The following is a 25,308-nucleotide window of genomic DNA, read 5'->3' on the forward strand; positions in this document are numbered from 1 at the left end:
GCTACAGGTGTTTCCGGCCTGAAAAGGAACTTTTTACCTTTTCGCCTTCCCGTTTCGTTCAACTTAGTATAAAAAAGCAGGCTTCAATGGATGTCATTTAACTTTTTCAAGCCCGGAGCAACCTGTGAATACATTATCGGTTTCCCGTCTGGCGCTGGCACTGGCTTTTGGCGTGACGCTGAGCGCCTGTAGCTCTACGCCACCCGATCAGATCCCTTCCGATCAAACCGCGCCTGGCACCGCCTCGCGCCCAATTCTGTCGGCAAATGAAGCGAAAAACTTCGTTGCGGCGCGCTATTTTGCCTCCCTGACGCCGAATACCGCCCCGTGGTCGCCGTCGCCGATTACCCTGCCCGCACAGCCTGACTTTGTGGTGGGGCCGGCAGGTACGCCAGGCGTTACGCACACCTCGATTCAGGCCGCGGTCGATGCGGCAATGGTTAAACGCACGAACAAACGCCAGTACATTGCTATTATGCCGGGCGACTATCAGGGGACCGTGTATGTTCCCGCCGCGCCGGGAAGTCTGACCCTGTACGGGACCGGTGAAAAACCGATCGATGTGAAAATTGGGATGGCGATTGATGGTGAAATGAGCGTCGCTGACTGGCGCCGCGCGGTGAATCCCGGCGGGAAATATATGCCTGGTAAACCCGCCTGGTATATGTTCGATAACTGCCAAAGCAAACACGCCGCGACGATCGGTGTGATGTGTTCTGCCGCGTTCTGGTCGCAGAATAACGGTCTGCAGCTACAAAATCTGACCATCGAGAACACGCTGGGCGACAGCGTCGATGCCGGAAACCATCCGGCGGTGGCGCTGCGTACCGATGGCGACAAAGTCCAGATTAACAAGGTCAATATCCTTGGCCGCCAGAACACCTTCTTTGTGACCAACAGCGGCGTGCAGAACCGTCTGCAAACCGATCGCCAGCCACGTACGCTGGTGACGAACAGCTATATTGAAGGCGATGTGGATATGGTTTCCGGACGAGGCGCCGTGGTGTTCGATAACACCAACTTCCAGGTCGTCAACTCCCGCACACAGCAGGAAGCCTACGTCTTCGCCCCGGCGACGCTGTCCAATATTTACTATGGCTTTTTGGCGATCAACAGCCGCTTTAACGCCTCCGGCGATGGCGTTGCGCAGCTTGGCCGCTCGCTGGATGTCGACGCCAACACCAACGGTCAGGTCGTGATCCGCGACAGCGTGATTAACGAGGGCTTCAACGTTGCCAAACCGTGGGCCGACGCGGTCATCTCGAAACGTCCGTTTGCCGGAAATACGGGAACCGTGGATGACAAAGACGAGGTGCAGCGTAATCTGAACGACACGAACTACAACCGCATGTGGGAATACAACAACCGCGGTGTAGGCAGTAAAGTGGTGGCGGAACCTAAGCAGTAATCGCCGTTCCGGTTCAGGCTTATAAACGGGCCGCCGCAGCAGATGTGGCGGCCCGTGGTTTTACTGCAAGCGATGTTTATTGAAATTAATCAGGCATCCCGCCTTGATGAGCTCCAGCCCGCCGCCCTCCGGCACACAGCGCTTTAGTACGCGTTCACTACAACCCACATTGGCCCCTGGCCGACGGCATAACGGCCTTTTTCCGTCAGCAACCCCTGAGTGCCCGTAATTTCATAGACCGCGATATGATGTGATTTTTGACCCGCTGCAATCAGGTATTTTCCGCTATTGTCGATATTAAAGCCGCGCGGTTGGGCTTCCGTCGGCTGGAAGCCTTCAACGCTCAGTACGCTGCCATCTTCGGAGACACTAAAGACGGTAATCAGACTGGCGGTGCGGTCACAGGCATACAGATGCCGTCCATCCGGCGTAATATGAATATCCGCCGCCCAGCGGGTATCGGAAAAATCGGCGGGCATCATATCCAGCGTTTGCACGCACTCTATCTCGCCATGCGGATTTTTAAGCTGCCAGACATCCACCGAACTGTTCAGTTCATTGACGCAATACGCATATTGTCGATTCGGGTGGAAGACCATATGACGCGGGCCTGCCCCTTCAACTGTATTTACTTCCGCCGGCTCCTGGGCCACCAGATGGCCGTCATCGCTTAGCGTAAACAGACAAATGCGATCCTGTTTTAGCGCAGGCACCCACAGGGTACGGTTATCAGGCGTAATATTTGCCGAGTGGCAGCCGTCCAGCCCTTCCACCACATCCACCAGCTCAACCGGCAGACCATCCTGTAAGCGCGTCACGCTGACATTACCGGCGTTATACGATCCGACAAAGACAAAACGACCATGATGATCGGTAGAAATATGGGTCGGGCTACCCGGCAGGGCGGATTCGGCGGCAAACGTCAGCGCGCCATCATCCGGCGCAATACGATACGCCAGGACACGAAACTCCGGGCGCACGCCGACATAGAGGTAGCGTTTATCCGGACTGACCACCATCGGCTGAACCTGACCGGGCACATCCACGACCTGCACCAGCGTCAGCGTCCCTTCGTGGTTCAGGCTCCAGACGTGAATTTGCTGACTCTCAGGGCTGGCGGTATAGACTGTTTGTTTCATGAATACTCCTTTGCATATGGCATGTAGCTGCAATAACAGGACACAGCTTAACGTAGTCGCTTTTGACGGCGAATGCTGAATTCAGACGCAGAATTTTGTCTGCTTACCGTCCCGGTGTACCATGCCGACAGACGGAATTATTACTCTTAATCTGGAAAAAATTATGACTGCACGCGTGATTGCCCTCGATTTAGACGGAACGTTATTAACCCCGCATAAAACCTTACTCCCCTCCTCGCTTGACGCGCTATCACGCGCCAAAGAGGCGGGCTTTCAACTTATCATTGTCACTGGTCGCCATCACGTTGCTATTCATCCTTTTTATCAGGCGCTGGCGCTGGAAACACCTGCTATTTGCTGCAACGGCACCTATTTGTATGATTATCAAGCTAAAACTGTCATGGATGCCGATCCTATGCCCGTGGATAAGGCGTTGCAGTTGATTGATTTACTGGATGAGCATCAGATTCACGGCCTGATGTATGTTGATGACGCTATGCTTTACGAACACCCAACCGGCCACGTCGTGCGTACCTCCCGGTGGGCGCAGACCTTGCCGCCGGAACAACGTCCGACCTTTACACAGGTCTCTTCGTTAGCGCAGGCGGCGCGCGACGTGAATGCCGTGTGGAAGTTTGCGCTTACCGATGAAGATATTCCCAGACTACAGCGGTTCGGTCAGCATGTTGAACAGGCGCTTGGCCTGGAGTGCGAATGGTCATGGCACGATCAGGTGGATATCGCGCGCAAAGGCAACAGTAAAGGCAAGCGCCTTACCCAGTGGATAGAAGCGCAGGGAGGGTCAATGAAAAATGTGATCGCTTTCGGCGATAACTACAACGACATCAGTATGCTGGAGGCGGCAGGCACCGGCGTTGCGATGGGCAACGCCGATGAGGCGGTGAAAGCGCGCGCTGACGTTGTGATCGGCGATAACACTACCGATAGCATCGCCAAATTTATTTACACCCACCTGCTATAGTCAGGCGGTGATAGAAACGCTTTTCACCTGCGCGTAAAGCCACAGGCCAGGCTTGATATTCAGCTCATCCCTGGCCCACGGGCTTATTCGCGCCCACAGCGTTCTGCCGCCTATCTCAAGCTGGACTTCCACCTGCCCGTTATCGTCATAGCAATTCGCCACTTTTGCCCGCAATACGTTGCGGATACTGGTCTGCTGCGGCGGCTGTAGTACCAGCGAGACATCCGACGCCTGTATACGAATACGCAGTGTGGATTGCAGCGGCTGATTGAGTTTATTTACCCACAGGTGCTGGTCGCCAAGCGCCAAAGCGGTCATGGCATAATGTGGGTGATGCTCCAGCACGCTAACTTTCAGAATACTGCTCTGTTGCTCTTTCGGCAGCCACGGGTGCATAACGCTGCTTCCCCAGACCTCCTCCAGCGGGCCAAACGCTTTAACCTGTCCATCCTCCAGCACCATGACTTTATCCGCCAGGTGGAGAATTTCATCGAGAGAATGGCTGACATACAGCATGGGAATATTGATTTCCCGCGCCAGCCGTTGCAGGTACGGCAGTAATTCGCGTTTTCGCGGGATATCCAGCGAGGCCAACGGTTCGTCCAACAGCAGCAACTCCGGGGCGGTGAGCAATGCCCGGCCTATCGCTACGCGCTGTTTTTCTCCGCCGGACAGGCTCCCCGGCAGGCGATCAAGCAACGCTTCAATTCCCAGCAGCGACACCAGCTTATCAAACTGGCCGGTCATGCTTTTCGCCATGCCGTAGCGCAAATTGCCGCGTACTTTGTAATGGGGGAACAGGCGCGCATCCTGGAAAACATAACCGATGCGGCGCTTTTCCGGCGTTAAACAGATACCGTTTTCCGCGTCATGCAACACCCGGCCATTCAGCGCGATGCGTCCTTTTTGCGGGCGAGTCAAACCGCTGATGGCATTAATCAGCGAGGTTTTTCCCGCGCCGGAGACGCCAAAGATAGCCGTGATCCCACTGGCTGGCAGCGTTTCGTTGAGGGTTAAACAGTGCGTTCCCAGCGTCTGGGAAAAATTAAGCTCCAGCATGGTTAGCGCCCCGTCCGTTCACGGCTAATCCGCGCCAGCCATTCAGAAATCAACAGCGAAATCAGCGCTAATACAATCGAAATCACGCACAGCCTCGCCGCCGCGCTCTCCCCGCCAGGCGTCTGAATCAAAGTATACATGGCGGAAGGTATGGTGCGGGTTTCGCCCGGAATATTAGAAACAAAGGTAATGGTCGCGCCAAATTCGCCAAGCGAACGGGCAAACGCCAGCACCGTACCGACAATAATGCCCGGCAGGGTAAGCGGTAAGGTGATAGTCAGAAAAACGCGCCAGCGCCCGGCGCCCAGCGTTCTGGCGGCCTGTTCAAGCTTGATATCCACCCCCTCCAGCGCCAGCCGAATGGCCCGCACCATCAGCGGGAAGGACATCACCGCCGCCGCCAGCACGGCGCCGCGCCAGCTAAAGGCAAACGTGAAACCGAACCAGTCATACAGCCACTGGCCAATAAACCCGCGTCGCCCCATCGACACCAGCAGCAGATAGCCGACCACCACCGGCGGCAGCACCAGCGGCAGATGCAGGACGCTATCAAGTAAGGCTTTGCCCGGAAACCGGCATCGTACCAGTAACCAGGCAAAAAAGATCCCAAACGGCAGGCTAAACAGCACGGCCAGGGAAGACACTTTCAGGCTAAGAAGGACAGCCTGCCATTCTGGATCGGTCAGTATCATTACTTCGTCGTAAATCCATAACGTTTAAAGATTGCCGAGGCCTGCGGTCCTTTCAGGTAATCATAGAACGCGCTGACGGTCGCATTTTTATGCCCCTCCACGATAGCGATGGGGTATTCCACTTTTTTATGTGAATCTTCCGGGAACGTCGCCACCACGTTGACCCCCTTGCTGGCAACCGCATCAGAACCGTATACAATGCCCAAAGGCGCTTCGTTACGTTCGACCAGCGCCAACGCGCCGCGCACATCCTCGCCCGGCGCCAGTTTCGGTTCAAGCGTTTGCCATGCGCCCAACTTTTGCAGCGCTTCTTTGGCATAAATTCCCGCCGGTACGTGTTGCGGATCGCCCACTGCCAGACGTCCGCCGTTCAGCAGACGAATCCAGTCCGTTTTGTTGTCGATGGTAAACGGTTTCTGCTCGCTGGCTTTCGGCGCTACCACCACCAGGCTATTGCCAAGCAATGTTTCGCGCGTCGTGGTATCCACCGCTTTTTTATCGGCTGCGTAATCCATCCATTTCTGGTCAGCAGAGATGAACAGATCCGCCGGCGCGCCCGCTTCTATCTGGCGCGCCAGCGTTGAAGAGGAGGCGAATGAGGAGACCACATCCACATTTTTCTCTTTTTTATATTCTGCCGCAATGTCTTGCATCGCGTTCGTTAGCGACGCGGCGGCAAATACGGTGATCTTGCCTTCATCCGCCAGCGCATGACCGGCGATGACGAAAGATAATGTTGCCCCTGCGACCAGGCGTAACCAGGAATGCGCCATCTGTAACTCCTTGTGCGTTTCGTTATGTAAACGACAATATAACGATAATCTCAGGGGTTTCCCAGCGGTTATTCATACCCATTAACGATTAAACACAGAAAATATCGGCAGGAAAAGCAGGATCTTGAGTAAACAAAAACGCCCGACTGAGCGGGCGTTTGGGGAAATCAGCGGTTCTGTCTGGACTGGTCTTTCTGACCGATACCGGAAAAAATGTTGAACACCTCACCCAGACCGTAAATCAGACCGAGGATGATGGCCATCACTACCGGTACCATGATGACGGCGAATACCAGACTTTTTAATAACTCTAACATGGGCAACTCCAGATATAGTCCTTTTTGTATTTTAACCGCATCACACAGAAAAGCACTCCCCTTTTGTGCGGTCGGCTTTGCGCTGACGCGCTTTTCAGTCACAATAGTCTTTTTACCAGGAGCTGGTTATGCAGGCCGAAATCCTTCTTACCCTGAAACTTCAGCAAAAGCTTTTTGCCGATCCCCGACGTATCTCTCTGCTGAAACACATTGCGCTTTCCGGCTCGATTAGTCAGGGCGCGAAAGACGCGGGAATCAGCTATAAGAGCGCCTGGGATGCGATAAACGACATGAACCAGCTTAGCGAACATATGCTGGTTGAGCGCGCAACGGGCGGCAAAGGCGGCGGCGGCGCGGTATTAACCCGCTATGGTCAGCGTCTGATCCAGCTTTACGATTTGCTGGGCCAAATTCAGCAAAAAGCGTTCGATGTGTTAAGCGACGATGACGCCCTGCCGCTTGACAGTCTGCTGGCCGCTATTTCCCGCTTTTCACTGCAAACCAGCGCCCGAAATCAGTGGTTCGGCACCATTACCGCCCGCGATCGCGATCAGGTGCAACAGCATGTCGATGTGCTGCTGGCCGACGGCAAAACGCGGCTTAAAGTCGCGCTGACGGCACAAAGCGGCGAGCGTCTCGGCCTGGAGGAAGGTAAAGAAGTGCTGATCCTGCTAAAAGCGCCGTGGGTTGGCATTACCCGGGATGCAGCCGTTGCGCGCGCCGCTGACAATCAGTTGTCGGGAACGATCAGCCATATCGAGCGCGGCGCGGAACAGTGTGAAGTGTTGATGGCGCTACCGGACGGTCAGACGCTGTGCGCCACGATACCGACTTCAGATGCCGCCACGTTAAAGGAAGGCGATGACGTGATTGCCTGGTTTAATGCGGACAGAGTGATTATTGCAACGTTGTGCTAAGCACATTGACATCCGTTGCCGAAAGACGTATCCCTGTCAATCATCGCTGCAAAAAATGGGATGCAAAATGTCATCGTTGCAAATTTCGCAAGGCACGTTTCGTCTGAGCGATACAAAAACACTTCATCTGGATTCGCTGACGCTCAATGCGGGCGATAGCTGGGCATTCGTTGGGGCTAACGGGAGCGGGAAGTCGGCGCTCGCCCGCGCGCTGGCGGGTGAACTGCCGTTATTAACAGGCGAGCGCCAGTGTCAGTTTACCCGCATTACTCGTCTGTCCTTTGAACAATTGCAAAAGCTGGTCAGCGATGAGTGGCAACGTAATAACACCGATATGCTCAGTCCTGGCGAAGACGATACCGGGCGCACTACCGCGGAAATTATTCAGGATGAAGTTCACCATCCTGCCCGCTGTGCGATGCTGGCGCAGCAGTTCGGCATTTCCGCTTTACTCGACAGGCGTTTTAAATACCTTTCTACCGGCGAGACGCGAAAAGCGCTGCTGTGTCAGGCGCTGATGTCTGAGCCGGAGTTATTGATCCTTGATGAACCGTTCGACGGGCTTGACGTGACCGCCCGTCAACAACTGGCGCAACGCCTGACGGCGTTGAACCAGGCGGGTATGACCCTGGCGCTGGTACTCAACCGTTTTGATGAAATCCCGGACTTCGTGCAGTTTGCCGGCGTGCTTGCCGACTGTACGCTGGCGGAGACCGGAACGACGACAGAGTTACTGCAACGGGCGTTGGTCGCTCAACTCGCGCACAGCGAGCGTCTGACCGACGTACAATTACCCGAACCGGACGAACCTTCCGCCCGCCATGCGTTACCCGATGGCGAACCACGGATCGTACTTAACGATGGCATAGTCTCGTATAACGATCGCCCTATCCTCCACCACCTAAGCTGGCGAGTCAATCCGGGCGAACACTGGCAGATCGTCGGTCCTAACGGAGCGGGTAAGTCTACGTTGCTTAGCCTTATTACTGGCGATCATCCGCAAGGCTACAGCAACGATCTTACGCTGTTCGGGCGGCGGCGAGGAAGCGGCGAAACAATCTGGGATATCAAAAAACATATCGGCTACGTCAGCAGCAGTTTACATCTGGATTACCGCGTCAGTACCACGGTGCGCAATGTCATTCTCTCCGGCTATTTCGATTCTATCGGCATTTACCAGGCCGTTTCAGACAGGCAACGAAAACTGGCGCAACAGTGGCTGGATATTCTGGGAATCGATAAGCGTACGGCGGATGCCCCTTTCCACAGTCTCTCCTGGGGACAGCAGCGGCTGGCGCTGATCGTGCGCGCGCTGGTTAAGCATCCGACAGTGTTGATTCTGGATGAGCCGCTGCAAGGGTTGGACCCGCTGAACCGCCAACTGGTACGCCGTTTTGTAGATGTATTAATTCGCCAGGGAGAGACCCAACTGCTGTTCGTTTCCCATCATGCAGAGGATGCGCCTGCCTGTATTACCCACCGGCTGGAATTTGTACCAGAGGGCGAACGTTATAAGTACGTTTCCGGACGATGCAATAATTAAATGTATTATCAGAATGGCGCCGCGCGCCATTCTGGAACCACTCTCCTTTTATTAAGAATAATAATAATGGTCGATAAGCTTACTATCTCTTGAATCGCTGACCGCCTCATTGTCATAATAATCCTGAAATTTTCGACAATGATGTCGTATGTGAATATAAGGGATTCATTATGGCTTTTCGTTTTCCACAAATAATACTATTTTTACTGGCAGCCATGTTATTTTGCCCCGGCAGTTATGCTGAGCAAAAGCCTACCGCTGCGCAGGAGGCGCGTAAAACCGCCGTTGAGGTCGCTGTTGAAGGCATGAGTCGCGCCGCCGTTGCGGGTCCGACAAAAATTAGTTTAGGTGATAAAGCCACGCTTAATCTGCCGGAAGGTTTTACCTGGATACCCGCAAAAGAAGCGGCGGTATTTATGCGTGAAATTGGTAACTATGTTGACGATGAATATTTTTACGGTCTCGTATTTAAAAAGGAAATGAATGGATTTATTTCTATCGAATATGATGATTCTGGTTATGTAAAAGATGACGATGCAAAAAACTGGGATGCCGATGAATTAATGGATAACCTGCGCAAAGGCACAAAAGAAGCGAATAAAGATCGTATTGCAAAAGGCATTGAGCCGATAGAAATTATTGGCTGGATCGAGAAGCCTACCTACGATGCAACCAATCATCGTCTGATCTGGTCCGCCGCCATCCAGGATATCGGCACCAACGAACCACTGAATGAACAAGGCGTGAACTACAACACCTATCTGCTGGGACGTGAAGGTTATTTTTCTTTAAATCTGGTGACTGACAGAGGTTCTGTTGACCATGAAATCCCACTGGCGAAAAGAATTCTCAGTGCCGTCAAGTTCAACTCTGGACAACGCTACGCTGACTTCAACGAATCAACGGACAAAATAGCGGAGTATGGGATCGCCGCGCTGATTGGCGGTATCGCGGCCAAGAAAGTAGGACTGCTTGCTATGCTCGGTATCGCGTTACTTAAATTCTGGAAAGTGACCGCTATCGGCGTCGTCGCTGTCGGGGCGCTCGCCAGGAAGCTACTCTCGCGTAAAAAAGACTGACAGCTCCTGCCCCGTCCGTTTTATTCCCAGGCGCGTAACGCGCCTTTTTTTCGGATAAAAAGCAGAAGCATTCTCAAGCCAGATGATTTGTAATCATTTAATCGATACAAATGCGTAAAATCACCAGTGTGTAAACGATTCCACTAATTTATTACATGTCACACTTTTCGCATCTTTGTTATGCTATGGTTATTCCATACCATAGGCTTAACGGAGCGAATTATGAGAGTATTGGTTACAGGTGGTAGCGGTTACATTGGAAGTCATACCTGCGTACAATTGCTGCAAAATGGTCATGACGTCGTCATCCTCGATAACCTCTGCAACAGCAAGCGCAGCGTGCTGCCCGTTATTGAACGTCTGGGCGGTAAGCACCCGACCTTTGTCGAAGGCGATATTCGCAACGAAGCGCTTATAACCGAAATTCTGCACGATCACGCGATTGATACCGTGATTCACTTTGCCGGCCTGAAAGCCGTCGGCGAATCGGTCGCCAGGCCGCTGGAGTACTATGACAACAACGTCAACGGTACGCTACGGTTGGTCAGCGCCATGCGTGCGGCCAACGTTAAAAACCTTATTTTTAGCTCCTCTGCCACCGTTTATGGCGATCAGCCCAAAATTCCTTACGTCGAAAGTTTTCCTACCGGCACGCCGCAAAGCCCCTACGGCAAAAGTAAATTGATGGTAGAACAGATCCTCACCGATCTGCAAAAAGCCCAGCCGGAGTGGAGTATTGCGCTGCTGCGTTATTTCAACCCGGTCGGCGCGCACCCGTCGGGCGACATGGGAGAAGATCCGCAAGGTATTCCGAATAACCTGATGCCCTATATCGCCCAGGTCGCCGTGGGTCGTCGCGAATCGCTCGCCGTTTTCGGCAACGATTACCCGACCGAGGATGGCACCGGCGTACGCGATTACATTCACGTTATGGACTTAGCCGACGGGCACGTCGTGGCGATGGAAAAACTGGCGGACAAATCCGGCGTACATATTTATAACCTCGGCGCGGGTGTCGGCAGTAGCGTCCTGGATGTGGTCAACGCCTTTAGTAAAGCCTGCGGTAAACCCATTAATTACCACTTCGCGCCGCGCCGCGACGGCGATCTCCCGGCGTATTGGGCGGATGCCAGCAAAGCCGATCGCGAGCTGAACTGGCGCGTCACCCGCACGCTTGACGAAATGGCGCAGGACACCTGGCACTGGCAGTCACGCCATCCGCAGGGATACCCAGATTAAGGACGTTGTTATGACCCCATTTAATCCCATCGATCATCCGCATCGCCGTTATAACCCGCTTACCGGCCAGTGGGTTCTGGTTTCGCCGCATCGCGCAAAACGCCCCTGGCAGGGGGCGCAGGAAACGCCGTCTCAGCAAATGCTGCCGGCCCACGATCCGGACTGCTTCTTGTGTGCGGGCAATACGCGTGTCACCGGCGATAAAAATCCCGATTACAAAGGGACTTACGTCTTTACTAACGATTTCGCGGCGCTGATGGCCGATACGCCGGATGCGCCGGACAGCCACGATCCGCTGATGCGCTGTCAGAGCGCGCGCGGCACCAGCCGCGTGATCTGCTTTTCTCCCGATCACAGTAAAACGCTGCCGGAGTTGAGCCTGCCCGCGCTGACGGAAATCGTCAGAACCTGGCAGACGCAGACCGCCGAGTTAGGCAAAACCTATCCGTGGGTGCAGGTCTTTGAAAATAAAGGCGCGGCGATGGGCTGTTCGAACCCGCATCCGCATGGACAGGTCTGGGCCAACAGCTTCCTGCCGAATGAGGCCGAACGCGAAGATCGTTTACAAAAAGCCTACTTCGCCGAGCAGCGCTCGCCAATGCTGGTGGATTATGTCCAGCGAGAACTGGCGGACGGCAGCCGCACCGTGGTCGAAACCGAACACTGGCTGGCGGTGGTGCCTTACTGGGCGGCGTGGCCGTTCGAAACGCTCCTGTTACCCAAAACGCATGTCCTGCGCATTACCGATTTAAACGACGAGCAGCGCGACTCTCTGGCGCTGGCGTTGAAAAAGCTGACCAGTCGTTATGACAACCTGTTCCAGTGTTCCTTCCCCTACTCAATGGGCTGGCACGGCGCGCCGTTTAACGGTGAAGAAAACGCACACTGGCAGTTGCACGCGCACTTTTATCCGCCGCTGCTGCGCTCTGCGACCGTCCGTAAATTTATGGTCGGCTATGAAATGCTGGCGGAAACCCAGCGTGATTTAACCGCAGAACAAGCGGCTGAACGCCTGCGCGCGGTCAGCGACATCCATTTTCGCGAATCCGGAGTATAAAAATGAATCTGAAAGAGAAAACGCGCGCGCTGTTTGCTGAAATTTTCGGCTACCCTGCCACCCACACGATTCAGGCGCCAGGCCGCGTCAATCTGATCGGCGAGCACACTGATTACAATGATGGTTTTGTTCTGCCCTGCGCTATTGATTACCAGACCGTAATTAGCTGTGCGCCGCGCGACGATCGTACCGTACGGGTGATTGCCGCCGATTACGACAATCAGGCGGACGAATTTTCACTGGATGCGCCGATCGTGACCCACGATAGCCAGCAGTGGTCAAACTATGTGCGCGGCGTAGTGAAACACCTGCAGCAGCGTAACAACGCGTTTGGCGGCGTGGATATGGTCATCAGCGGCAATGTGCCGCAGGGCGCCGGGTTAAGCTCCTCCGCCTCGCTGGAAGTGGCGGTGGGCACCGTCTTCCAGCAGCTTTATCACCTGCCGCTGGACGGCGCGCAAATTGCGCTCAACGGACAAGAGGCCGAGAACCAGTTTGTTGGCTGTAACTGCGGCATTATGGATCAGCTCATCTCTGCGCTCGGCAAAAAAGATCATGCGTTGCTGATTGATTGCCGTACGCTCGGCGCCAAAGCGGTTTCCATGCCGAAAGGTGTCGCCGTGGTGATCATCAATAGTAACTTTAAGCGCACGCTGGTGGGCAGCGAGTATAATACCCGCCGTGAACAGTGCGAAACCGGCGCCCGTTTCTTCCAGCAGCCGGCCCTGCGCGATGTCAGCCTTGAGGCGTTCAATGCCGTTGCCAGCGAACTGGACCCGGTAGTCGCAAAACGCGTTCGCCATGTATTGAGCGAAAATGCGCGCACCGTTGAAGCGGCAAGCGCGCTGGAGAAAGGTGATTTGCAACGTATGGGCCAACTGATGGCGGAGTCCCATGCCTCAATGCGCGATGATTTCGAAATTACCGTCCCGCAGATAGACACGCTGGTAGACATTGTCAAAGCGACCATCGGCGATCGAGGCGGCGTGCGCATGACCGGCGGCGGCTTTGGCGGGTGTGTTGTCGCACTGATCCCGGAAGATCTGGTTCCCGCTGTTCGGCAGGCCGTTGCGCAACAGTACGAAGCGAAAACCGGAATCAAAGAAACCTTTTATGTATGCAAACCGTCACAAGGAGCAGGACAGTGCTAAATGAAACGCCCGCACTGGCCCCCGATGGTCAACCGTACCGCCTGCTAACCCTGCGCAACAGCGCAGGGATGGTGGTAACGCTGATGGACTGGGGAGCCACTCTTCTTTCCGCCCGTATTCCGCTGTCTGACGGCAGCGTTCGGGAAGCATTGCTGGGCTGCGCCAGCCCGGAACACTACCCTGAACAGACGTCATTCCTCGGCGCCTCTATTGGCCGTTACGCGAACCGTATCGCCAATAGCCGCTATACGTTTGCCGGCGAAACCGTACAGTTAAGCCCAAGCCAGGGCGAGAACCAGCTACACGGCGGACCGGAAGGCTTTGACAAGCGCCGCTGGCAAATTGTGAACCAAAACGATCGCCAGGTATTATTCGCGCTCACCTCTGATGACGGCGACCAGGGCTTTCCTGGCCATCTTTGCGCCACGGCGCAATATCGTCTGACCGATGACAATAGAATCTCCATCACCTACCGGGCGACGGTCGATAAACCCTGTCCGGTGAATTTGACCAACCACGTCTATTTTAATCTGGACGGCGATCGGACCGACGTGCGCCAACATAAGCTGCAAATTCTGGCGGATGAGTATCTGCCGGTAGATGAATCCGGTATTCCACGCCAGGGGCTAAAATCGGTAGCCAATACCTCGTTTGACTTCCGGATGCCAAAAGTCATTGCCAGCGAGTTTCTCGCCGATGACGATCAGCGCAAGGTTAAAGGCTACGATCATGCTTTCCTGCTACAGACGCAGGGTGATGGCAAAAAGCCGGCGGCCCGTCTGTGGTCACAGGATGGAAAGCTACAAATGATGGTTTACACCACCGCCCCGGCGCTACAGTTTTATTCCGGCAATTATCTGGCGGGTACACCTTCCCGCGGACCGGAACCTTATGCCGACTGGCAAGGGCTGGCGCTGGAAAGCGAACTGCTGCCGGACAGCCCGAATCATCCTGAATGGCCGCAGCCTGACTGTATCCTTCGCCCTGGCGAGGAGTACGCCAGCCTGACCGAGTATCAGTTTATTCCGTTCTAACGATATGCCGCTACATGCCCGATGACGCAAGCTTATCGGGCCTACGCGCCATTGCCCTGCTCAAACCTCCACCACTTAAAGACAAAATCGCAACTCTGAGTTCACAAGAACCTTACACTGCGCCACTATTTTCGCTATGGTTATGCGTAAGCATTGCCGCCAACATCTCGCGGCAATATAATGAGAATTATTATCATTACATATGATTTATAGGAGTGAGAGTATGGCTGTAACTAAGCTGGTTCTGGTACGTCACGGTGAAAGTCAATGGAACAAAGAGAACCGTTTCACCGGCTGGTATGATGTTGACCTGTCTGAAAAAGGCGTAAGCGAAGCAAAAGCAGCGGGTAAACTGCTAAAAGAAGAAGGTTTCAGCTTTGATTTTGCCTACACTTCCGTACTGAAACGCGCTATCCATACGCTGTGGAACGTACTGGATGAACTGGATCAGGCGTGGCTGCCGGTGGAAAAATCCTGGAAACTCAATGAACGTCACTATGGCGCGTTGCAGGGGCTGAATAAAGCGGAAACGGCAGAAAAATATGGTGACGAGCAGGTTAAGCAGTGGCGCCGCGGTTTTGCCGTGACGCCGCCGGAACTGACCAAAGATGATGAGCGTTATCCGGGTCACGATCCACGTTATGCCAAACTGAGCGAGAAAGAGCTGCCGTTGACCGAAAGTCTGGCGCTGACCATCGACCGCGTTATTCCTTACTGGAACGACACCATCCTGCCGCGTATGAAGAGCGGTGAGCGCGTGATCATCGCCGCTCACGGTAACTCATTGCGTGCGCTGGTGAAATACCTGGATAACATGAGTGAAGATGAGATCCTTGAGTTAAACATCCCGACCGGCGTGCCGCTGGTGTATGAGTTCGACGAAAACTTCAAGCCGATCAAACATTACTATCTGGGCAACGCTGACGAAATCGCCGCGAAAGCGGCTGCCGTGGCGAATCAGGGTAAAGCGAAGTAATCACCTTTGCCGGATGGCGGTATAACTGCCTTATCCGGCCTACGAGCAATGGGTAGGCCGGATAAGCGCAGCGCCATCAGGCAATATGTCTTAAACAGCGATCACGCCGTCCAGCACCACCTGCAATTTCCCCTGCGAACAGCGCTCCACGCGTCCTCGTACCCGGTACACTTCAGCCAGACGCTCCGCAGTAATCACCGTCTCCGGCGCGCCGCTGGCGACCAGCCTGCCGTCTTTTAGCATCAGGACATGGTCACCATGACGCAGGGCAATATTAATGTCATGCGCCACGACTATCGTTACCCTATTTTGCGCCAGGGTATCCCGACGCACGAGATCCATTACGTGAAACTGATAGTTTAAATCCAGCGCGCTGAGCGGCTCATCCAGCAACAGAAGTTCAGGGCGACGAATCAGTGATTGCGCCAGACCCACTAACTGCCGCTGACCGCCGGAAAGCTGGTCGAGATACTGCAACGCCAGATGCGTTATGCCCAATTGCTCAAGGATAGCCAGTATCTGCGCTCTGCCCTGCGCATTGTCTCTGCCGCCTGATGCCCGCAGTACCACGATAATCGACTCCAGTACATGCAGATGTACGCCCTGCGGTAATGACTGCGGCAAAAACACAACTTTCTGCGCCCGCTCGGCAAACGATAACGACATGAGATCTTCGCCATCAAGCAGCGCCTCGCCGTCGGCGTTATTCAGCCCGGCCAGCGAACGTAGTAACGTCGATTTACCACAGCCGTTCGGCCCCAGCAAAATGGTAATTTTCCCGCGCGGCAGTAAGGGAACGTTGAGATCTGCAATAACCGGCTGAGTGGAATAGCCGGCGCTAAATGAGCGGAGCATTAACCCGCGCATCAGAGACTCCCCCGATGTCGCAATACAATGCTTAAAAAGAACGGAACCCCGACCAGCGAGGTGACAATCCCCACCGGCACCATGACGCCCGGAATACTATTTTTCGCCGCAATAGAGGCCAGCGATAACACCAGCCCGCCTATCAGCACGCTGCCCGGAAGGTAGAAACGGTGATCTTCCCCCAACAGTATTCGCGCAATGTGCGGCGCAACGAGACCAATAAAACCAATCGGCCCGACGAAAGCTACCGCCAGCGCTGATAACAAGCTGATACGCAACAATGACAGCAGGCGTAAACGGCGGACATGAATCCCAAAGCTCATCGCCCTCTCTTCGCCCAGACGTAATGCCGTGAGTTGCCAGGCGCTTCGTAACGCGCAAAAAAGCACAGCAATAAACACCACGGCCAGTACGCCCAATTTTTCCCACGACGCGCGGACCAGGCTCCCCATCGTCCAGAATACCAGCCCCTGCAGCGTATCTTCATCAGCCACAAACTGCATAATGGCGACCAACGCGTTAAAGGTGAATACCAGCGCAATACCGAACAACACCACTCCGGATGCGGCGACGCCTGTCCAACGGGTAATACCGTCCAGGAGTAACGCGGATAAAAGCGCAAAGATGAACGCATTGGCCGGGATAAACCAGGCGGCAGGAATACCGGGAATACCGATCCCCAACACAATCGCCAGCGCAGCGCCAAAAGCCGCTGCGGACGATACGCCAAGGGTAAACGGCGTCGCCAGCGGATTATTTAAAATGGTTTGCATTTCGGCGCCCGCTAACCCTAACGCCATGCCCACCAGTAGGGCCATCAGGGCATAGGGTAAACGAATATCCCAGACAATAACGTGTATGCCCGCATTCACCTTTTCCGGCTGGAAAAGCGCCTGCCACAGCGCACTGAGCGGTAAACCCGAAGACCCACAGGTTACATCCACCATCAGTGAAGCCATCATCGCCAGCGCAATAGCTAACATGAGCACAGCCCGTTTGCGTATGATCTGGCGATAGCGCGGAATGACGGGCGTGGAAGCGAGAGCGGGGGCTAAAAGTGATTTGTCCTGACAGGTCATGGCTCGGGCTACGTTATTAATCAGAGGAGAATTATAGCGCCGAATTATTTCGTTATATATTTATTTATATTTCGATTGATGACACGGTGGCCTATCTCATCGGTTTCCAATAAATATCCTCCGGCATAGCTCTGTCTCTTGATCAGATCTCCTGATCAAGAGACAGAGCCTGGCTGGGGGTTTTCCATAGACAAAAAAAGCGTGGAGCCATCCACGCTTGAGGCTGCTGACAACGTGTAACCAGGTGGCAATGTTCCAACCACGGACCTACAAAAAGTACGTAATCTGTTGATATTCTCATTTCGTAAGTCAGGCAAAGCGCTAGCTGCCTCTCGCAGAAATGCCAACACAACAGATAATTGTCAGCAGTCCTCATTTTTCAGTCAGCAAATATCGGCCCGGCAGGGAATTTCGCCAGAAACCCGGTGACGGCCAGCAGCGACCACAACCCGGGCCACTCAATCTGGCGCTCCCGCAGTTCATCATCCAGCGTCATAAGCGCAAACTCACCTTTATCGCCCAGCACGCCGCCCTGCCAGAGCAGCCGCTGCGCCTGCTGCCGCGCCCAGGGAGAATCGCTCTTCCAGGCCAGCAGGTGCAGCAGAGCCTGCTGCAGGCAGACACCGTGAGAATGTTGATCCCGCAACAGCCGCCGGTAAACCGGCAGCGATATGCTGCGCACGGTATAAAAACCGCTGCGGGTTTCGCTGTCAACATCTGCCATGCCAGCACAGAACTGACTGGCCAGGTCACATAAACGATTGTGCGTCAGCGGCTGGCGCAGGGCATCCAGACGACCTGCTGCGGCACACAGCAGCCCGCTCCTTTGCCGTTCTTGTGGCAGCGAATCAGGCAAAACCGCTACCGTTTCAGCCGCCCCGGCCTGCGCATGCTGTACGCCCGCGTCATAACAACGGACAAAGAAATCATGGCTGCCACGGACAATTGACGGGTGCGCCAGCAGATTCAGCGCCGGGTGCAGTTGTTCAAGCTCGTCCAGTGATGCCAGCGTATAATTGACAACCACATCTTTTATCGATGCCCGGCCTTCCGGACGAAATGCTATGGTTTCATTCATCAAAGTCTCCTTATGGGACATTCCCGGAGACGATGCTGCGCATCTGTCCGGGCTACAGATCCATGCAATCCGGTAGCCCGGACAGGCGCAACGCGCCGCCTCCGGGAAAGGAACAGATTTACATCGCCAACACGTACTTCAGCATCACCCCGGCGGCTATCGCCGAGCCAATCACCCCGGCCACGTTCGGCCCCATCGCGTGCATCAGCAGGAAGTTCTGCGCGTCTGATTCCAGGCCCACCTTGTTCGATACGCGGGCCGCCATCGGCACCGCCGACACGCCGGCGGAGCCAATCAGCGGGTTGATTTTGTTCTTACTGCACAGGTTCATCAGCTTCGCCATCAGCACCCCGGCCGCCGTCCCAATCCCGAACGCAATCACACCCAGCAGCAGAATGCCCAGCGTCTGCGGCTGCAGGAACTTATCCGCGACCAGCTTCGCGCCCACCGACAGCCCGAGGAAAATGGTCACGATATTAATCAGCCCGTTCTGTACCGTGTCGCTCAGACGCTCCACCACGCCGCTTTCGCGCATCAGATTGCCAAAGCAGAACATCCCCAGCAGCGGCGCGGCGTCCGGCAGCAGCAGCGCCACCAGTAGTAACAGCACCACCGGGAAGAGGATTTTTTCCCGCTTACTCACCGTGCGCAGCTGCACCATGCGGATTTTCCGCTCTTTCTCGCTGGTCAGCGCGCGCATAATCGGCGGCTGGATTAACGGCACCAGCGCCATATACGAGTACGCCGCCACCGCGATGGCCCCCAGCAGCTCCGGCGCCAGCTTGCCCGACAGGTAAATCGCCGTCGGGCCGTCCGCGCCGCCGATAATGCCGATGGCCGCCGCCTGCGGCAGGGTGAAGCTGATAAGGCCGAAGTAGTTCAGCGTCAGCGCCCCGAGCACCGTGGCGAAGATACCGAACTGCGCCGCCGCCCCCAGCAGCAGGGTGCGCGGGTTGGCCAGCAGCGGGCCGAAGTCGGTCATCGCGCCGACGCCCATGAAGATGACCAGCGGCGCGACACCGGAACCAATCGCCACTTTGTAGAACAGCGCCAGTACGCCAGGCGTGTAGCCCATGTCCACCGCCAGGTTCTCCATCTGGCCCTGCACCGACGGTAGCGCCAGCGCTAACGCCTCTTTAATGGCATGCACGTCCGGCGCGCAGTTCAGCTTCGCGGCAATCACCGCCAGTTGCCCGGCGTCGTGGTGCGCCAGCAGGCTTTCCAGCGCGGTCAGCGCCATACCCGCTTCCGGGATGTTGGAGAGCAGCCCGCCGAAGCCAATTGGCAGCAGCAGTAACGGCTCGAACTTCTTCGCAATCGCCAGCCACAGCAGCAGCAGGCTCACCAGCAGCATGATGGCCTGGCCTGCGCCAAGGTGCATCAGCCCCATGCCCTGAAGCAGGGCGTTCAGACTTTCCATTTCAGTTCTCCGTTACGCCAGCGTCATCAGGGTGTCGCCGACGGAGACCGCGTCCCCGGACTTCACCGCGATACCGCGTACCGTCCCGGCCTGCGCGGCGCGGATTTCGGTTTCCATCTTCATGGCTTCCAGAATCAGCAGCACGTCGCCTTCGGCCACCGTCTGGCCCTCGGTGGCAATCACCTTCCAGATATTCCCCGCCAGCGGCGCGGTGACCGGGGTGCCGGCGCCTGCCGGGGCGGCAGCCTGAACCGGTGCGGAAGAGGCCGCCGGAACAGCCGCAGTGAGCTGGCTGATATCGCCGCCGTCGCTGACCTTCACCACAAAGGCTTTGCCTTCCACTTCCACGGTGTAGATACCGGAGGCGGCAGGCTTCTCTGCTTTTGCCACCGGCTGCGCGGCTTCCGCCTGCGGCAGTGGCTCAAACGCCGCCGGATTATGGCGGTTCTCAAGGAATTTGAGGCCGATTTGCGGGAACAGCGCCACGGTGAGCACGTCGTCGATAGCGTTTCCCGCCAGAGTAATGCCCTTCTCCTGCGCCTGGCGCCTGACGTCCGCTTCCAGTTCAGCCAGTTCCGGTTTGAGTAAATCCGCCGGACGGCAGGTCACCGGAGCGCCCCCTTCCAGCACGCGGGCCTGTAACCCGGCGTTGACCGGCACCGGCGTGTGGCCGTATTCGCCCTTCAGTATCCCGGCGGTTTCTTTGGCGATGGTTTTGTAGCGCTCGCCGGTCAGGACGTTGAGCACCGCCTGGGTGCCGACAATCTGCGAGGTCGGGGTCACCAGCGGGATAAAGCCGAGGTCCTCGCGCACGCGGGGGATTTCCGCCAGCACCTGGTCCAGCTTGTCCGCCGCGTTCTGCTGCTTCAGCTGGCCTTCGAGGTTAGTGAGCATTCCGCCCGGCACCTGGGCCACCAGAATACGGCTGTCACAGCCTTTCAGCTGGCCTTCAAAGGCATGGTATTTTTTGCGCACCTCGCGGAAGTAGGCGGCGATGTTTTCCAGCTTCAGGATATCCAGCCCGGTGTCGTGCTCAGTACCTGCCAACGTCGCCACCAGCGCCTCGGTGGCCGGGTGGCCGTAGGTGGCGCTCATGGAGGAAATCGCCGTGTCCACGCCGTCAACACCCGCCTCGATAGCCTTCAGCAGGGCCATCTCCGCCATCCCGGTGGTGGCGTGACAGTGCAGGTGCAGGCGCACCTCAAAACGTTTTTTGATTTCGCTGACCAGCTCATACGCCGCCATCGGTGTAAGAATGCCGGACATATCCTTGATGGCAATCGAGTCAACGCCGGTTTCCAGCAGTTGCTCTGTTAAATCCAGCCAGGTCTGCAACGTGTGCGCCGGACTGGTGGTGTAGGAGAGTGTGCCCTGGGCGTGCGCGCCGTGGCTGCGCACCGCCTGCAGGGCGGCCTTCATATTGCGCGGGTCGTTCATGGCATCGAAGACGCGGAACACGTCCATGCCGTTTTTCACCGCGCGTTCGACGAAGCGCTCCACCACGTCATCGGCGTAGTGGCGGTAGCCGAGCAGGTTCTGGCCGCGCAGCAGCATCTGCAGCGGGGTTTTGGGCATGGCTTTTTTGAGTTCGCGCAGGCGCAGCCACGGGTCCTCGCCGAGGAAACGGATGCAGGCGTCAAAGGTGGCGCCGCCCCAGCATTCGAGGGAGCCGTAGCCCACGTCGTCGAGCTGGGCGGCAATCGGCAGCATATCGTCAAGACGCAGGCGGGTGGCGAACAGGGACTGGTGGGCGTCACGCAGGACGACGTCGGTAATGGCAATAGTCATGGATCCCTCCGGGAATTAAGCGTTAAGGCGGTGATGGTGAATGGCGGCGGCAATCACCGGCTTTAAGCGGGCGAAGTCGTCCGCGGGCGCGGCGGCGGGTGCCGCCTTCGGTACCGGGACCGGTTCAGGGAAGAAGCGGTTGACGGCGGCGGACATGCCGCGGATGGCGAAAATCAGCAGGAACAGAAACGCCAGCACGAACCCCATGCCGAGGAACATCAGGGTGAAGCCTTCACCTAATAGCACCGAACTATTCATAATAAAGTCTCAAATTTAATAATCTAAAATAGAAAAGTAATATCAGGCATTAATAGAAGGGATAAAATATCGGTAGTAAAATCATACTAACGATAAAACAAACCAAACTAATCGCCAATCCGGGTTTTAAGAAATCTTTAAATTTAACATTCCCCGGGCCAATAATCATTGAGTTTGCTGGAATAGCCATTGGGGTACAAACAGCAACACTACTCGCAATAAAAACAGCAATAACAACTGCACGAGGGTCTGCGCCAATAGATTGTGCGATAGTCCATCCTACCGGGCATAACAACGTACATGCTGCAGTGTTACTCATTACTTGAGTCAAAGCCCATGTAAGTATCCACAATGACGCCATAATAATCATAACGCCAGAATCTCCGGTTACTGAAATAACGGCATTGGCAATCATTTCTCCAGCACCAGTAGAATTAAGCGCGGCACCTAAAGGCATCATAAACGCAAGCATGAAAACAGTTAGCGTTTCAAAAGAATTAAAAGTTTCCTTTTGTGTTAAAACGCCAGCGAATACAAGAACAATAGCCGCACAACATGCAATAATATGCATTGGAGGCAGAAACTTAATATAATCAGTTGCCACCATTCCAGCGATAGACAGAATAAAAACGGCTAAAGTTAAATTTCTATGCCAGGCCGGAATTTGGCTATAATCCATTTGAGAATCAGATTGTGTATTTCCATCACGATCTGCGATGAGTTTTGAACCGAAGAAATAGAGAAATATAGAGCATGCAATCAGCAAAGGAATACCAATTTTAGCGTATTCGAAAAATGGCACCGACAGACTTCCCTTACTAAAAGTTTCAATAGTATTTTTAGCAATCAGATTTCCTGGCGAACCGATAATAGAAATGTCAGCACCGATTGTTGCCCCAAAAACCAGAGGCATAAGAAGTTTAATAGGCTTAATCTGACTACTGGCGGCAATACCTAAAACAATAGGAATTAGCACAGCAACTGTTCCGCTATTAGAAACAAAGGCAGACATAACTCCACCAATAAGAAAAATCAATACACTAAGGCTTCTTTCTGTTTTAGCATATTTTAGTAAAATTTTACTTGATTGCCATGCCAAACCTGTTTTAAAAAATGCCGCACCGAGTACACACATGGCGACGATAAGAATAACATTCGCATTTACGATTGAAGCAAAAATATCCTTAGCATCGATAACACCGGTAAAATAAAGTGCCATTGGGACCATAAATGCAACTAATCCCATAGGAAGACGATCGCTAACAAAGATAATTATTGCAACCACTAAAACCAACAAAGTAATAATCGCTGGTGACATGTATACGTCCTTATATTATTAGGGTACAAAAACAACTCATTACAGTCATGAATACAACTGCAACAAGCATAAATCACATGTTATACTAAAATTACATCTAATTAATTTCTATTGAGAAAGAATACACTCACATAAATAACAACACTTACCCGACAAAGGCATAACATATTCTTACTGCTTTTGTTTCTGTTTAATCAAATAATTTCCTCTTAAAATCTGTCTGTGTATAATGCTACTTATATAAATGAAACTCATCCAATGCTAATAAGGTTGCAGCTTATGCAATATCGGCATCACCTCGAACTAACATGGCTCGAAGACTGTCTGGCTCTAAAAGAAACGTTGAATTTCTCAAAAGCGTCTGCCTCAAGATATGTGACTCAACCCGCATTTAGTCGTCGGATACAATCTCTCGAAGAATGGGTGGGTACGCCCCTTTTTGAAAGAAGTAAACGGGGAGTCACCCTTACCAAGGCCGGAGAAGTATTTACAGACCAGCTTCCCGAACTGATCCACTCCTTGTACACATTGAAAAGTGATACCCTTGAGGCTGCAGGTAATAAACAACCTAGTCTTGTTTTTTCAGCAACGCATGCTTTGTCTTTCTCTTTTGTACCGCACTTGTTAAAGCAAAGTGATAAAATTGCAAAATTTGGTTCATTTCGTCTTTTATCTGACTCATTGAATGCGTGCGAAAAAATGATGCGGCAGGGAGATTCACAATTTTTGCTGTGTCACCATCACCCACATATGCATCTAAATTTAAATAAAAATAACTTTATGAGCATTCGTCTTGGGTTTGATACATTAATTCCATTCAGTAAACCAGACTCAGAAACGTTAAAACCGTTGTGGAATATAAATAATAAGATTCAATTCCCTTACCTTTCTTTTTCATCACAATCAGGTCTGGGAAGAATAATAGCAAATACAGCGTCTATTAACAAAATTACCCATAATATAAATGTTGCCTTTGTGGCCGATCTGGCAGCAACACTATTGGCAATGGTCAGATCTGGCGATGGTGTTGCCTGGATACCTCAAAGCCTTGCCAGGCAAGATATAGAGGCTAAAACTATTGTTACTGCAGCGGAAAAAGAAAGCAATTTATGGGTACCCATAGAAATAAGACTTTATAGACCAGCCAAAAGAATGCCTCCAGATGCCGAAGAGCTATGGGAAATTTTTGTTGAAGAACAAATATAATTATTTAATTGTAAAATGTTCTTTAATATAATCCTCAATGAATTTAATTAACGCTCTGGTTGCATATGATAAATATTTATCTTTCTTCCAGGCCAAACCAATCGTAACATAAGTCGGCTCAGTCATGGCCTTGGTTATTACTTTTTCGGCTTTAAGATCGACAGCGTCCAAAATGAAAGAAATTCCTTCATTTTTAGCAACCAGATCTATGTTGGTTTGAATCCTGTTTGATGATAGAAAAATATGTGTATGAATTCCTCGCTTTGTACATTCTTCAATAATCGTTTTTCTATGCCAGGAATCTTTTTTCATTAGTATCAATGGCTCATATTGTAGATCTTCCCAATCGATACTATCCTTTTTTGCCAGGGGATGTTTATCTGACATACATACCACGTGCTGCTGAGTCATTAATGGTACCGTAACTAATTCTTTTGGACAGTCATTAATAATAACAATAGCAAGATCCAGCTCTCCAGCAGAAAGTTTATCATGTAAACCAAAAGTCCCCTCTTCAACAAGAGAGAGTTCCATCTCTGGATAAATCTCCCGGAAATGCTTGAAGAGCGGTGAAAAAAGAAACAAACTTATCATCGGTGGGATCCCCAAAGTTACTATGCCACCATTTTCATTACGATAATCTTTCATTTCCGCTACGCTATTTTTTAACGCAATAAGGATAGGTTCAATTTTTTGTAAGAAAAACATGCCCTCCTCAGTAAGGACAAGTTTATTTTTCTTTCTATCAAATAATGTCACCCCTAATTCAGTCTCTAACTTCTTAATAGCAATGGTGATATTAGGTTGAGAAACAAAATGCCGCTCAGCAACTCTGGTTAAGTTACCTAACAAAGAAGCGCTTACAAAATATTCTAATTGTCTAATTTCCATCTATTTTCCACTACTATAAATAAAATTTATCATTTAA

At 53.3% G+C, this 25,308-nt stretch carries 24 protein-coding genes; 11 read left to right on the forward strand and 13 right to left on the reverse strand.

What is annotated here, in order from left to right:
- Positions 1-124 precede the first annotated feature (124 nt).
- Positions 125-1,408 (forward strand): putative acyl-CoA thioester hydrolase, encoded by a 1,284-nt coding sequence (locus tag QEN31_RS15525; protein WP_001094776.1) that lies wholly within the window; start codon positions 125-127, stop codon positions 1,406-1,408.
- A gap of 143 nt (positions 1,409-1,551) precedes the next feature.
- Here the strand turns inward: QEN31_RS15525 and pgl are convergent, their stop codons facing one another.
- Entirely contained in the window at positions 1,552-2,547 is a 996-nt protein-coding gene (gene pgl / locus QEN31_RS15530) for a 6-phosphogluconolactonase (protein WP_000815468.1), read from the reverse strand.
- Between the two features lie 163 nt (positions 2,548-2,710).
- Here pgl and QEN31_RS15535 point away from each other — a divergent pair, with 163 nt between their 5' ends.
- Positions 2,711-3,529: a pyridoxal phosphatase gene (locus QEN31_RS15535; protein ID WP_099949744.1), complete on the forward strand. Its 819-nt coding sequence runs from the start codon at positions 2,711-2,713 to the stop codon at positions 3,527-3,529.
- On the opposite strand, the gene modC is transcribed toward QEN31_RS15535, so the two are convergent.
- The 4 genes from modC to QEN31_RS15555 all read right to left on the reverse strand — a co-directional run bounded on the left by modC (position 3,530) and on the right by QEN31_RS15555 (position 6,370).
- Positions 3,530-4,588 (reverse strand): molybdenum ABC transporter ATP-binding protein ModC, encoded by a 1,059-nt coding sequence (modC, locus tag QEN31_RS15540; RefSeq protein ID WP_000891710.1) that lies wholly within the window; start codon positions 4,586-4,588, stop codon positions 3,530-3,532.
- A 2-nt stretch (positions 4,589-4,590) separates the two neighbouring features.
- Positions 4,591-5,280: a molybdate ABC transporter permease subunit gene (modB, locus tag QEN31_RS15545; RefSeq protein ID WP_099949690.1), complete on the reverse strand. Its 690-nt coding sequence runs from the start codon at positions 5,278-5,280 to the stop codon at positions 4,591-4,593.
- Positions 5,280-6,053, reverse strand: a complete 774-nt coding sequence (gene modA / locus QEN31_RS15550; protein WP_000951416.1) for a molybdate ABC transporter substrate-binding protein — start codon at positions 6,051-6,053, stop codon at positions 5,280-5,282. Before modA ends, modB begins: the two co-directional genes overlap by 1 nt.
- 167 nt (positions 6,054-6,220) lie before the next feature.
- Positions 6,221-6,370 (reverse strand): AcrZ family multidrug efflux pump-associated protein, encoded by a 150-nt coding sequence (locus QEN31_RS15555; RefSeq protein WP_000891513.1) that lies wholly within the window; start codon positions 6,368-6,370, stop codon positions 6,221-6,223.
- A gap of 128 nt (positions 6,371-6,498) precedes the next feature.
- Here QEN31_RS15555 and modE point away from each other — a divergent pair, with 128 nt between their 5' ends.
- The 8 genes from modE (at position 6,499) to gpmA (ending at position 15,366) form a co-directional block, all read left to right on the forward strand.
- On the forward strand, positions 6,499-7,287 hold the full coding sequence (modE, locus tag QEN31_RS15560) for a molybdenum-dependent transcriptional regulator (RefSeq protein ID WP_001147418.1): 789 nt from the start codon (positions 6,499-6,501) through the stop codon (positions 7,285-7,287).
- 67 nt (positions 7,288-7,354) lie between these two features.
- Positions 7,355-8,830: a molybdate ABC transporter ATP-binding protein ModF gene (modF, locus tag QEN31_RS15565; RefSeq protein WP_064239885.1), complete on the forward strand. Its 1,476-nt coding sequence runs from the start codon at positions 7,355-7,357 to the stop codon at positions 8,828-8,830.
- Between the two features lie 170 nt (positions 8,831-9,000).
- On the forward strand, positions 9,001-9,909 hold the full coding sequence (locus QEN31_RS15570) for a DUF2167 domain-containing protein (RefSeq protein ID WP_000885517.1): 909 nt from the start codon (positions 9,001-9,003) through the stop codon (positions 9,907-9,909).
- A 222-nt stretch (positions 9,910-10,131) separates the two neighbouring features.
- Positions 10,132-11,148 (forward strand): UDP-glucose 4-epimerase GalE, encoded by a 1,017-nt coding sequence (gene galE, locus QEN31_RS15575; protein ID WP_001265465.1) that lies wholly within the window; start codon positions 10,132-10,134, stop codon positions 11,146-11,148.
- Between the two features lie 10 nt (positions 11,149-11,158).
- Positions 11,159-12,205: a galactose-1-phosphate uridylyltransferase gene (gene galT / locus QEN31_RS15580; protein WP_000187471.1), complete on the forward strand. Its 1,047-nt coding sequence runs from the start codon at positions 11,159-11,161 to the stop codon at positions 12,203-12,205.
- A 2-nt stretch (positions 12,206-12,207) separates the two neighbouring features.
- Positions 12,208-13,356, forward strand: coding sequence for a galactokinase (gene galK, locus QEN31_RS15585; RefSeq protein ID WP_001049356.1), 1,149 nt, complete (start codon positions 12,208-12,210; stop codon positions 13,354-13,356).
- Positions 13,350-14,390 (forward strand): galactose-1-epimerase, encoded by a 1,041-nt coding sequence (gene galM / locus QEN31_RS15590; protein ID WP_000931428.1) that lies wholly within the window; start codon positions 13,350-13,352, stop codon positions 14,388-14,390. The genes galK and galM overlap by 7 nt, the downstream gene beginning before the upstream one ends.
- Positions 14,391-14,613: 223 nt before the next feature.
- Positions 14,614-15,366 carry a 2,3-diphosphoglycerate-dependent phosphoglycerate mutase gene (gene gpmA, locus QEN31_RS15595; RefSeq protein WP_000301554.1) on the forward strand — a complete coding sequence of 251 codons (753 nt, stop codon included), beginning with the start codon at positions 14,614-14,616 and terminating at the stop codon, positions 15,364-15,366.
- A gap of 90 nt (positions 15,367-15,456) precedes the next feature.
- Here gpmA and QEN31_RS15600 read toward each other — a convergent pair whose 3' ends face one another.
- The 7 genes from QEN31_RS15600 to QEN31_RS15630 all read right to left on the reverse strand — a co-directional run bounded on the left by QEN31_RS15600 (position 15,457) and on the right by QEN31_RS15630 (position 23,174).
- Positions 15,457-16,233, reverse strand: coding sequence for an ABC transporter ATP-binding protein (locus QEN31_RS15600; RefSeq protein ID WP_001214707.1), 777 nt, complete (start codon positions 16,231-16,233; stop codon positions 15,457-15,459).
- Positions 16,233-17,312, reverse strand: a complete 1,080-nt coding sequence (locus QEN31_RS15605) for a FecCD family ABC transporter permease (RefSeq protein ID WP_000128327.1) — start codon at positions 17,310-17,312, stop codon at positions 16,233-16,235. The genes QEN31_RS15600 and QEN31_RS15605 overlap by 1 nt, the downstream gene beginning before the upstream one ends.
- 379 nt (positions 17,313-17,691) lie before the next feature.
- Positions 17,692-18,390, reverse strand: coding sequence for a triphosphoribosyl-dephospho-CoA synthase (locus QEN31_RS15610; protein WP_017441912.1), 699 nt, complete (start codon positions 18,388-18,390; stop codon positions 17,692-17,694).
- Between the two features lie 118 nt (positions 18,391-18,508).
- Entirely contained in the window at positions 18,509-19,810 is a 1,302-nt protein-coding gene (locus tag QEN31_RS15615; protein ID WP_076735466.1) for an oxalacetate decarboxylase subunit beta, read from the reverse strand.
- Positions 19,811-19,822: 12 nt separating this feature from the next.
- The gene (gene oadA, locus QEN31_RS15620) at positions 19,823-21,598 is read right to left on the reverse strand and encodes a sodium-extruding oxaloacetate decarboxylase subunit alpha (protein WP_099949691.1); all 1,776 of its coding nucleotides are present in this window, start codon (positions 21,596-21,598) and stop codon (positions 19,823-19,825) included.
- A gap of 15 nt (positions 21,599-21,613) precedes the next feature.
- Positions 21,614-21,856: an oxaloacetate decarboxylase subunit gamma gene (locus QEN31_RS15625; RefSeq protein WP_001736189.1), complete on the reverse strand. Its 243-nt coding sequence runs from the start codon at positions 21,854-21,856 to the stop codon at positions 21,614-21,616.
- Between the two features lie 49 nt (positions 21,857-21,905).
- Positions 21,906-23,174, reverse strand: a complete 1,269-nt coding sequence (locus QEN31_RS15630) for an SLC13 family permease (protein ID WP_000074128.1) — start codon at positions 23,172-23,174, stop codon at positions 21,906-21,908.
- Between the two features lie 222 nt (positions 23,175-23,396).
- On the opposite strand from QEN31_RS15630, the gene QEN31_RS15635 reads away from it, so the two are divergent.
- Positions 23,397-24,380 (forward strand): LysR family transcriptional regulator, encoded by a 984-nt coding sequence (locus QEN31_RS15635; protein ID WP_021294400.1) that lies wholly within the window; start codon positions 23,397-23,399, stop codon positions 24,378-24,380.
- Here QEN31_RS15635 and QEN31_RS15640 read toward each other — a convergent pair whose 3' ends face one another.
- Complete coding sequence (locus tag QEN31_RS15640) at positions 24,381-25,271, reverse strand: LysR family transcriptional regulator (protein ID WP_000405924.1); 891 nt, start codon at positions 25,269-25,271, stop codon at positions 24,381-24,383. It lies immediately after the preceding gene.
- Positions 25,272-25,308 lie beyond the last annotated feature (37 nt).

It is taken from the genome of Salmonella sp. SA15303 (assembly GCF_029962125.1).
Taxonomy (GTDB): Bacteria; Pseudomonadota; Gammaproteobacteria; order Enterobacterales; family Enterobacteriaceae; genus Salmonella; species Salmonella enterica.

Excerpts from the sequence above, each read along its gene's own strand:
- QEN31_RS15625 (WP_001736189.1), bottom strand. The coding sequence starts at position 21,856 with ATGAATAGTTCGGTGCTATTAGGTGAAGGCTTCACCCTGATGTTCCTC.
- modB (WP_099949690.1), bottom strand. The coding sequence starts at position 5,280 with ATGATACTGACCGATCCAGAATGGCAGGCTGTCCTTCTTAGCCTGAAA.
- oadA (WP_099949691.1), bottom strand. The coding sequence starts at position 21,598 with ATGACTATTGCCATTACCGACGTCGTCCTGCGTGACGCCCACCAGTCC.
- QEN31_RS15605 (WP_000128327.1), bottom strand. The coding sequence starts at position 17,312 with ATGACCTGTCAGGACAAATCACTTTTAGCCCCCGCTCTCGCTTCCACG.
- modE (WP_001147418.1), top strand. The coding sequence starts at position 6,499 with ATGCAGGCCGAAATCCTTCTTACCCTGAAACTTCAGCAAAAGCTTTTT.
- pgl (WP_000815468.1), bottom strand. The coding sequence starts at position 2,547 with ATGAAACAAACAGTCTATACCGCCAGCCCTGAGAGTCAGCAAATTCAC.
- QEN31_RS15570 (WP_000885517.1), top strand. The coding sequence starts at position 9,001 with ATGGCTTTTCGTTTTCCACAAATAATACTATTTTTACTGGCAGCCATG.
- galT (WP_000187471.1), top strand. The coding sequence starts at position 11,159 with ATGACCCCATTTAATCCCATCGATCATCCGCATCGCCGTTATAACCCG.
- modA (WP_000951416.1), bottom strand. The coding sequence starts at position 6,053 with ATGGCGCATTCCTGGTTACGCCTGGTCGCAGGGGCAACATTATCTTTC.
- QEN31_RS15640 (WP_000405924.1), bottom strand. The coding sequence starts at position 25,271 with ATGGAAATTAGACAATTAGAATATTTTGTAAGCGCTTCTTTGTTAGGT.
- QEN31_RS15555 (WP_000891513.1), bottom strand. The coding sequence starts at position 6,370 with ATGTTAGAGTTATTAAAAAGTCTGGTATTCGCCGTCATCATGGTACCG.
- modC (WP_000891710.1), bottom strand. The coding sequence starts at position 4,588 with ATGCTGGAGCTTAATTTTTCCCAGACGCTGGGAACGCACTGTTTAACC.
- QEN31_RS15630 (WP_000074128.1), bottom strand. The coding sequence starts at position 23,174 with ATGTCACCAGCGATTATTACTTTGTTGGTTTTAGTGGTTGCAATAATT.
- galE (WP_001265465.1), top strand. The coding sequence starts at position 10,132 with ATGAGAGTATTGGTTACAGGTGGTAGCGGTTACATTGGAAGTCATACC.
- QEN31_RS15610 (WP_017441912.1), bottom strand. The coding sequence starts at position 18,390 with ATGAATGAAACCATAGCATTTCGTCCGGAAGGCCGGGCATCGATAAAA.
- modF (WP_064239885.1), top strand. The coding sequence starts at position 7,355 with ATGTCATCGTTGCAAATTTCGCAAGGCACGTTTCGTCTGAGCGATACA.
- galK (WP_001049356.1), top strand. The coding sequence starts at position 12,208 with ATGAATCTGAAAGAGAAAACGCGCGCGCTGTTTGCTGAAATTTTCGGC.
- QEN31_RS15600 (WP_001214707.1), bottom strand. The coding sequence starts at position 16,233 with ATGCGCGGGTTAATGCTCCGCTCATTTAGCGCCGGCTATTCCACTCAG.
- QEN31_RS15535 (WP_099949744.1), top strand. The coding sequence starts at position 2,711 with ATGACTGCACGCGTGATTGCCCTCGATTTAGACGGAACGTTATTAACC.
- QEN31_RS15615 (WP_076735466.1), bottom strand. The coding sequence starts at position 19,810 with ATGGAAAGTCTGAACGCCCTGCTTCAGGGCATGGGGCTGATGCACCTT.
- gpmA (WP_000301554.1), top strand. The coding sequence starts at position 14,614 with ATGGCTGTAACTAAGCTGGTTCTGGTACGTCACGGTGAAAGTCAATGG.